6 protein-coding genes and 1 pseudogene are annotated in these 8470 nt (G+C 62.1%); 2 read left to right on the top strand and 5 right to left on the bottom strand.

What is annotated here, in order from left to right:
- Window positions 1-276 precede the first annotated feature (276 nt).
- From ACW9I6_RS28025 to ercA, 3 genes and pseudogenes are all read right to left on the bottom strand, one after another.
- Window positions 277-1756, bottom strand: a pseudogene (locus tag ACW9I6_RS28025) (DASS family sodium-coupled anion symporter).
- Window positions 1757-1835: 79 nt separating this feature from the next.
- Window positions 1836-3206, bottom strand: a complete 1371-nt coding sequence (locus ACW9I6_RS28030) for an ATP-binding response regulator (protein ID WP_003207799.1) — start codon at window positions 3204-3206, stop codon at window positions 1836-1838.
- Window positions 3190-4353: an alcohol dehydrogenase-like regulatory protein ErcA gene (ercA, locus tag ACW9I6_RS28035; RefSeq protein WP_003207798.1), complete on the bottom strand. Its 1164-nt coding sequence runs from the start codon at window positions 4351-4353 to the stop codon at window positions 3190-3192. The genes ACW9I6_RS28030 and ercA overlap by 17 nt, the downstream gene beginning before the upstream one ends.
- Window positions 4354-4590: 237 nt before the next feature.
- Here ercA and ACW9I6_RS28040 point away from each other — a divergent pair, with 237 nt between their 5' ends.
- A complete protein-coding gene (locus ACW9I6_RS28040; protein WP_063028558.1) occupies window positions 4591-5256 on the top strand; it encodes a response regulator transcription factor in 666 nt (221 codons plus the stop codon).
- Window positions 5257-5286: 30 nt separating this feature from the next.
- On the opposite strand, the gene ACW9I6_RS28045 is transcribed toward ACW9I6_RS28040, so the two are convergent.
- Both ACW9I6_RS28045 and ACW9I6_RS28050 read right to left on the bottom strand, forming a co-directional pair.
- On the bottom strand, window positions 5287-6102 hold the full coding sequence (locus tag ACW9I6_RS28045) for a sulfite exporter TauE/SafE family protein (protein WP_457340071.1): 816 nt from the start codon (window positions 6100-6102) through the stop codon (window positions 5287-5289).
- A gap of 9 nt (window positions 6103-6111) precedes the next feature.
- A complete protein-coding gene (locus ACW9I6_RS28050; RefSeq protein WP_457340072.1) occupies window positions 6112-7356 on the bottom strand; it encodes an FAD-dependent oxidoreductase in 1245 nt (414 codons plus the stop codon).
- Window positions 7357-7535: 179 nt separating this feature from the next.
- Between ACW9I6_RS28050 and ACW9I6_RS28055 the strand changes: the two genes are divergently transcribed.
- Complete coding sequence (locus tag ACW9I6_RS28055) at window positions 7536-8399, top strand: MBL fold metallo-hydrolase (RefSeq protein WP_003207791.1); 864 nt, start codon at window positions 7536-7538, stop codon at window positions 8397-8399.
- Window positions 8400-8470: the final 71 nt, after the last annotated feature.

Consider the following 8470-nt stretch of genomic DNA (forward strand, 5'->3'; position numbering starts at 1 on the left):
GTCGTTAACGATGACGCGGGCATCCTGAATGAACGCGGCGCTCTCAGGTTCTTCGCGAGCAAGCCCGCTCCCACAGAAAAGCAGCTCTGCTTTCGCCCTGGATCTTGCCTCTGTTTTTAACACTCAAGCCGGCCGGTAGGCCGCTGTGCTTTTGCTTTTGACCTTGATCTGACTGCCCCAATGAGCCCGAGGCCGAACGCAGGCAGTGCGAAGCGGGCCGCTGTAAGAGCGGAACCATAAGCGGCCGTTACCGAAATAACGGATATGCCCCCCACCTCAAATCCACCCCAACCAACTCCAATACGTAGCCGCAAACACCAACATCAACCCATACCCAATCAACGTCACCAAAATCCCGACCTTGGCAAACTGCCGCGCGGTAAACGTGCCGGTCCCCAAACACACCATATTCTGCGGCGCATTGATGGGCAGGATAAACCCGTAGCTCATCACAAACCCCAGCAACATCGTCATCCCCAGCCGACTGAACTCCCCGGGCAACGTCTGCAACACCGCAATCAAAATCGGCAACAACGCCGAGGTCAACGCCGTGGCACTGGCAAACCCCAAATGAATCACGATCAAAAACACCCCCAGAATCGCAAACACCCCCAGCGGCCCCACCTGGTCCAACCCGGTATGCGCCACCACCTGCGACCCCAGCCACTGCCCCGCCTGGGTGGTCAGCAACGCCGTACCCAGGCTGATGCCAACCCCAAACACAATCACCGTGCCCCACGGAATCCGCGACTGCACATCCTTCCAGGTCATCACCCCAATCCCCGGCATCAGCAAGAACACCAGCCCGGCATACGTCGTCGAGGTCGTATCAAAGCTGTGCAACCGCCCCTCAGTCGCCCACGCCAGCAACAGCAGTACCGACACCGTCAGCAAGCGCTTCTGCGGCCCCGTCATCGGCCCGATGTCCACCAGCGATTGCGCCACCGCCTCCTTGCCTCCGGGAATGCTGTCACTCTCCGGCGGCAGCAGCTTCAACACCAAAAACAACAACACCGCCGACATGATCAGCGCCCACGGCGCCCCGGCGATCAACCAGTCGATCCACGACACCCGCTGCCCCAGCATCTTGTCCATGAAGCCAACCGTCAGCAGGTTCTGCGCCGCCGCCGTCTGGATACCGACGTTCCAGATGCTCGTACCCTGGGCCACGACGATCATGATCCCGGCCGCAATATTCGAACGCTTGTCCACGCCAAACGCGGCAATCACCCCCATCATGATCGGCACCACACACGCACTGCGGGCCGTGGCGCTGGGCACCACCAGGCTCAAGAGGATGGTCACGGCAACTGCCCCGACGAGAATGCCCCGGGGTGCTGGTACCCACGCGGGTCAGGGTGACCAACGCGATGCGCCGGTCCAGCCCGGTATGGGTCATGGCTGCGGCGATAAACAGCGCGCCGGCCACCAGCGCCAGCGCCGGGTTGGAAAACCCCGTCAACGCCATGCTGATCGCCGGGCTGGAACCGATCAGGTGCGTCGGGTCTTGCAGCGACGGCGCAGTGCCGAGCAAAAACGCCATCAACGAGGTGATCATGATCGCGCTGGCCTCGTAGGAGACCGCTTCGGTGATCCATACCACCACCGCAAACGCGAGGATCGCCAGCATCCGGTGCCCGGCCACCGGCAAGTCGGCCGGCAGCGGCAACAGCAGCACGCCGACCATCACCAGTACGCCGACCACCAGGCCCAGGGGCAACTTGAATGAAGCAGCTGTTGTTGCGGGGGCACTCATGGGGTTCTCCGTCGGCCGTGAAATCTGGCCCACAGCATGAGGCAAAGCGTCACGCCCGGTGTTGACGGGTATCAAGTGGCTAGGCCAATAACTGGGTCAACACCGCCCGCAACTTGCCGGGCTTGACCGGCTTGTTGAGCAATGGCACGTCCAGGCGCTGCAATGCACGGCGGCATTGGTCGGTGCGGTCGGCGGTGATAATCACTGCCGGAATCCTGCAGCCAAAATGCTCGCGCAACTGGTGCACGACCTCACAGCCCACCACGCCATGGTCCAGGTGATAGTCCGCGAGAATCAGCTCCGGTGCCCTGCCCTGCAACGCAACCAGTGCGCCGGCCTGATCGGTCGCAGTGACCACTTCGCAGCCCCACTGCCCAAGCAGCGCGCTCATGCTGTCGAGGATGCCGACTTCGTTATCCAGCACCAGCAGCCGCCTCCCCGGCAGCGGGTTGCCGGTGCTCGGTTGCGCGGCCACCACACTGATGGGCAGCGGCATGTCCTCGCTGATGGGGACTTCGATGCTGAACATCGAACCGCGCCCCGGCCACGAACGCACCGCCACCGGATAACCGAGGACCTCGGCGATACGTTCGACAATCGCCAACCCCAGTCCCACGCCCTTGCGGTCGGCGGCGCGGCCCACGTCCAGTTGATTGAACTCCAGGAAGATGGCGTCCAGGCGGTCCGCCGCAATTCCGCGCCCGGTGTCCCACACCTCCAGGCGCAACCGCTCACCCCGGCGGCGGGCGCCCAGCAGGATGGAGCCCGCGCTCGTGTAGCGGCAGGCGTTGCTGAGGAAATTGCGCAGGATCCGCGTCACCAGCCGCAGGTCGGTGTTGATTGCGTAATGGCCTGTACGCGCCCGCAGGTTCAGCCCGGACGCCGCGGCCACCGACTGGAATTCCGAGACCAGCGGCGCGAACAGTTCGTCGAGACGGTACAGGGCGATGTCCGGCTTGACCGCCGCTTGATCGAGTCGGGAAATGTCCAGCAAGTCGGTGAGCAAATCCTCGGCGCCTTCCAGGGCCTGATGGGTGCGCTCCACCAACACGTGTTCGACGCTGGGCAAGTTGCGCTCGCGCAGGGTGGAAATCAGCAAGCGTGCGGCGTTGAGGGGTTGCAGCAGGTCATGACTGGCGGCGGCAAGGTATTTGTCCTTGCTGCGGTTGGCGGCCTGGGCGGCATCCCGAGCATCGCGCAAGTCCTGCTCGATCTTCTCGCGCTGGGCGATTTGCTGTTGCAGGTTGCGGTTGGCTTCCAGCAACTCGTCGGTACGCGCCGCGACCCGCTGTTCCAATTCGTCGTTGAGGCGGATGTAGCGATTGCGCTCGGCTTCCAGCTCGTCGAGGCGCGCGGTCAGTTCGGGGTAATGACTCTTGCGCGCCGAGTGGTTGCCCAGCCCCAGGAGCCCCGCGAGTGCCCGTTGCTGATCGTCAGAGAGCTTCGCCATAGACGACCTCGACGTCACGCTGGCTGGATTCACGCGGGTTGGTAAGGATGCACGGGTCGTGCATGGCGTGCTGCGACAGAAAGGGAATGTCCGCCACTCGAATCCCATGCAGGCCGAGGGTTTCATGGAAGCCGATCGCATGCTTCAACGCGATCAAATGGTCCACCAGCCGGCCGCAGATTTGCCGGTGGTTGAGGCCCCGGCAATCAATGCCGAAGGTCTCGGCAATCACCTTGAAACGCTCCGGTGCCGCGCTGTAGTTGAACGCCACCACATGTTCCACCAGCACCGCGTTGCACAGGCCATGGGGCAGGTCGAGAAAGCCGCCAAGGCTGTGGGACATGGCATGCACCGCGCCGAGGATCGCGTTGGAAAACGCCAGCCCGGCCTGCATGCTGCCCAGCATGATTTTCTCCCGCAGGGCGATGTCGCCGGGGTTGGCGATCATCTGCACCAGGTTGCCATTGATCAGGCGCATGGCTTCCAGCGCGTGGGGATCGGTCAGCGGGCCGTGGCCGGTGGACACGAAGGCCTCGATGGCATGCACCAGCGCGTCGATGCCGGTACAGGCCGAGAGAAACGGGTCCATGCTCGCCGTGGTTTCCGGGTCGATCAGTGAAACATCGGGCACCACCGCTTTGCTGACGATGGAGAACTTCATGCGCTCCTGCTGGTTGGAAATGATCACGAACTGCGAGACATCCGCCGAGGAGCCCGCGGTGGTCGGGATCAGGATCAGCGGCGGGCTCGGCACGCGGATGGTGTCGACGCCTTCGAAGTCGAGGATGCTGCAGCCATGGGCGACCACGATGCCGATGGCCTTGCCGCAGTCCATCGGGCTGCCGCCACCGACGGCGACGATCACGTCGCAATGGTTTTCACGGTAGACCTCGGCGCCGAGCATCACCTCTTCAACCCGGGGGTTGGGCGAAACGGCGGTGTACAGGCAGTAGTCGATGCCGATGGCTTGCAGGCTGGCCTCGACATCGGCCACCCAGCCGACAGCAACCACGCCGGGATCACTCACCACCAACACCTTGCGCGCGCCAAAGGTCTTGGCGTAGTTGCCTACGTTGTGCCGGCAGCCGGCGCCAAAGATGATTTCAGGGGAAACGAATTTACGCAGGAGACTCAGGTTCGGGCTCATTGGTAAGCCTGTTTTTATTATTCTGGAAGATGCGCTCCACACTAACCCATCCGACACTGAATGCAATCAGACCAATGGGTGGCGCTGAAACCGCGACGTACGGCACGATCTACTACTTTGGTACTGATTCCCCTCTCTATCGTCGCATTTCCAAGGCATCGAGACTGGCATGTAATGGGCGCATGACCCTATGGATCGGACCTGCTTGAATAAGCAAAAATAATAAGGCGAACGTCCATGTACAAAATTCTGATAGCCGACGATCACCCACTGTTTCGCGAGGCGATCCACAACGTCATCAGCGACGGGTTCCCGGGCAGCGAAGTGATGGAAACCGGCGACCTGGACAGCGCCCTGGCCCTGAGCCAGGAGCACGACGACCTGGATCTGATCCTGCTGGACCTGAACATGCCGGGCATGCACGGCCTCAATGGCCTGATCAACCTGCGCAACGAGTCGCCGACGATTCCGGTGGTGATCGTGTCCGCCGAGCAGGACAAGCAGGTCGTGCTGCAAGCCATCACCTATGGCGCGGTGGGGTTCATCACCAAGTCCTCGCCCAGGCTGCAGATGACCGAGGCAATCCAACAGATTCTCAACGGCAATGTGTATTTGCCGCCGGAGATTATTCGCAGCCAGAAAATCGGCGGGCAACGCCGCATGAATGATTGCCTGGGGCTTGCGCCGGAGCTGCTGCAGGCCCTGACCCGCAAGCAATTGCTGGTGCTGGAGCGGATGACCAAGGGTGACTCGAACAAGCAAATCGCCTATAGCCTGGAGATTGCCGAGACCACGGTGAAGGCCCATGTCTCGGCGATCCTGCGCAAGTTGAACGTGCACAATCGGGTGCAGGCGATTCTCAGCGCCGGGGACATCGACTTTGGTGCCTACCTGCGGCGCTGATACCCGTAGGGGCGGGATGCTGACCGCATTTCAAGGCACCTGAATGAGGGCCCGAAACAGCATGCCCGCCGCCACCAGCACACACAGGGTGGCAAAACCCACCTGCAAGGTGCGCGCCTTGATCACCGAGCACAGGCGCCGCCCCGCCAACATGCCGACAATGCTCGACCCGATAAACACCCAGCCCATCGGCTCGATACTGACCCCGGCATGAAACGCGCCGATCACACCGATCAACGAGATCAGGCTGATCACCATCAGCGAGGTGGCGACGATGCCGCGCATCTGCACATCGGTCAGTTGCTTGAACGCCGGTACGATCAGGAAGCCGCCGCCCACGCCGAGCAAGCCCGACACCGCACCGGTCACTGCGCCGAGTGCTGCCAGGGTGGCGGTGCATTTGGCGGTCCAGGAAAAGCGCCCGGTCTGTTGGTCGAGCATGCAGTTCTTCTGGCCCCACGACGCGGTGCCGTGGTCGCTCGGCCCGGCCTCAAGCTTCTCCCGTTGCAGCATGCGCCAGGCCACCAGCACCATCAGCGCACTGAACAGGCCCATCAGGACGTTCTCCGACATCTGGTGGGCGAAGAAAACCCCCAGCGGCGAAAACAGCGCGCCAAGGAGCGCAATCAGCAGCGCCGCGCGGTAACGCACCAGGCCATGGCGCAAACCGTCGACAGCCCCCACGGCAGCGGCCGCGCCCACCGCGAACAACGACACGGGCGCGGCCTGGGTCATGGTCAACCCCAGCCCCAATACCAGGGCCGGGACACCAAGAATGCCGCCTCCGGCACCGGTCAAGCCCATGACCAACCCCATCAACACGCCCAGAAAACTTGCCAGCAGCATAGGGTTGCCTCAATCCACCTTGGCCAGACGGGTCAGCCACTCGCGGCCCTTGAGCATGCCGTTCCAGTAGAACCACGGCAGGAAACTCGCCTTGAGGAACCACGCCGAACGCCGCGCCACAGTCGGGTCGAGGGGAAAGGTCGGCAGCAACTTGCCGCCATAGCCAAACTCGGCCAGCACCACCTTGCCCTTCTCCACGGTCAGCGGGCAGGAGCCATAGCCGTCGTACTTGAGGGGCAACGGTGCCTGTCTGCGCAGGGCCAGCAGGTTTTCCGCCACCACCACGATTTGCTTGCGCACCGCCGCGGCGGTCTTGGCGTTGGTGGTGGAACACACATCGCCCAGGCCGAAGATGTGCGGGTAGCGCAGGTGTTGCAGGCTCTGGGGATTCACTTCGCACCAGCCGGCGGCATCGGCCAGGGGGCTGTGGCGAATGAAGTCCGGCGAGACCTGTGGCGGGACGACGTGCAGCAGGTCGAAGGTTTTCTCTTCGACGCGCACATTGCCTTCGGCGTCCTTGATTTCGAACCAGGCCTTGCGCGCGGGGCCGTCGACCTTGACCAGGTTGGAGTTGAATGCCAGCTGCGCCGAGTACTTTTCAACGTACTTCATCAGCGGCGGCACGAAGGTCGGCACGCCGAACAAGGCAGCGCCGGCCAGGTTGAATTCGACCTTGATGTTTTTCAGGTCACCCTGGCGGAGCCAGTGATCGCACGACAGGTACATGGCTTTTTGCGGAGCGCCGGCACATTTGATCGGCATGGCCGGTTGGGTAAAGATCGCCTTGCCATGCTTGAGTTGCTGCACCAGTTGCCAGGTGTAGGCGGCGTGTTCATAGCTGTAGTTGGACGTTACGCCATGCTGGCCGAGGGTCTCTTGCAGGCCTTCGATCTTCTCCCAGGCCAGGCGCAGGCCCGGGCACACGATGAGGTTCTTCCAGCTGACGCGCTGGCCACTGTCGAGCACCAGGGTTTGCTCGTCGGGCAGTAATTCGCTGACCGCGGCCTGGATCCAGGTGACGCCGTTGGGCAGCACGTCGGCCATGGGGCGCACGGTCCTGGTAACGTCATAAGCCCCACCGCCCACCAGGGTCCAGGCCGGCTGGTAGTAGTGGTGGTCGCTGGGCTCGATCAGGATGATGTTCAGGTGCGGGTCGCGCTTGAGCAGGCTGGCCAGCAGGCCGATGCCTGCCGAGCCGCCACCGATGACAACGATATCGCCACTGATGGTAGGTCCCCAGTGTTGGTCGTTCATGGTCTATGGCCTTTTTCAGTTAATGCACGCAAGGGTCGTTGCCGTATGGCACCACGCCCTAGCTGTTTGCCACCACGATGCCATCCTTTGCCTCGGGTCCTTTAATTCACTTAAGCTCACAAGGTTATGTGGAAACCTAACTGAATGTAAGTCGCCATTAGCTATCTGGGAAACCCGTCATGTCAGCGTTGATTCAATCCTTTCTGGACGAGGCGTCGTCGACCTACACCTACGTCGTCTATGAAACGGACGGTGGCCCATGCGCCATCGTTGATTCGGTGCTCAACTACGACCCGGCCTCCGGACGCACCGGCACCGGCCAGGCGGACAAGGTGATCGCGTTTGTGCGCGAGCATGGCTTGCAGGTGCAGTGGTTGCTGGAAACCCACGCCCATGCGGATCATCTGTCGGCTGCGCCTTATTTGCGTCGCCAACTGGGGGGCAAGATCGCGATTGGCCAGTCCATCAGCAAGGTGCAGGGAGTGTTCAAGAACCTGTTCAACCTGGAGCCGGAGTTTCGGGTGGATGGGTCGCAGTTCGACCATCTGTTCGCGCCGGATGAGGTGTTTCACATCGGCAACCTGAAGGCCCAGGCGCTGCATGTGCCGGGGCATACGCCGGCGGATATGGCTTACCTGATTGATGACCAGTTGATTCTGGTGGGCGACACGCTGTTCATGCCGGACGTGGGCACGGCGCGCTGCGATTTCCCTGGTGGGGATGCGCGCCAGCTGTATGGGTCGATGCGCAAGTTGTTGGCCTTCGCGCCTGAAACCCGCCTTTATGTGTGCCATGACTATCCGCCCGAAGGACGCGCAGCCAAGTGCCTGACCACGGTGGCTGAACAGCGGGCGGGGAATATTCATGTGCATGACGGGGTGGATGAGGCGGCGTTTGTCGAGATGCGCACCACGCGGGATGCCGGGTTGGGCATGCCCACGCTGTTGTTGCCGGCGATTCAGGTGAATGTGCGGGCCGGGGTGATGCCGCCGGCGGAAGGAAATGGGGTGGTTTATTTGAAGATTCCCCTCAACCAGCTTTGAAATGCACTACAAAATGTGGGAGCGGGCTTGCTCGCGAATGCGGTGTATCAGTCTATATTTTCGGTGACTGA

Source organism: Pseudomonas sp. SDO5522_S412 (assembly GCF_054071215.1).

Coding starts and splice junctions, on each gene's coding strand:
- ACW9I6_RS28040 (WP_063028558.1), top strand. CDS start 4,591: ATGTACAAAATTCTGATAGCCGACGATCACCCACTGTTTCGCGAGGCG.
- ACW9I6_RS28045 (WP_457340071.1), bottom strand. CDS start 6,102: ATGCTGCTGGCAAGTTTTCTGGGCGTGTTGATGGGGTTGGTCATGGGC.
- ACW9I6_RS28030 (WP_003207799.1), bottom strand. CDS start 3,206: ATGGCGAAGCTCTCTGACGATCAGCAACGGGCACTCGCGGGGCTCCTG.
- ACW9I6_RS28050 (WP_457340072.1), bottom strand. CDS start 7,356: ATGAACGACCAACACTGGGGACCTACCATCAGTGGCGATATCGTTGTC.
- ACW9I6_RS28055 (WP_003207791.1), top strand. CDS start 7,536: ATGTCAGCGTTGATTCAATCCTTTCTGGACGAGGCGTCGTCGACCTAC.
- ercA (WP_003207798.1), bottom strand. CDS start 4,353: ATGAGCCCGAACCTGAGTCTCCTGCGTAAATTCGTTTCCCCTGAAATC.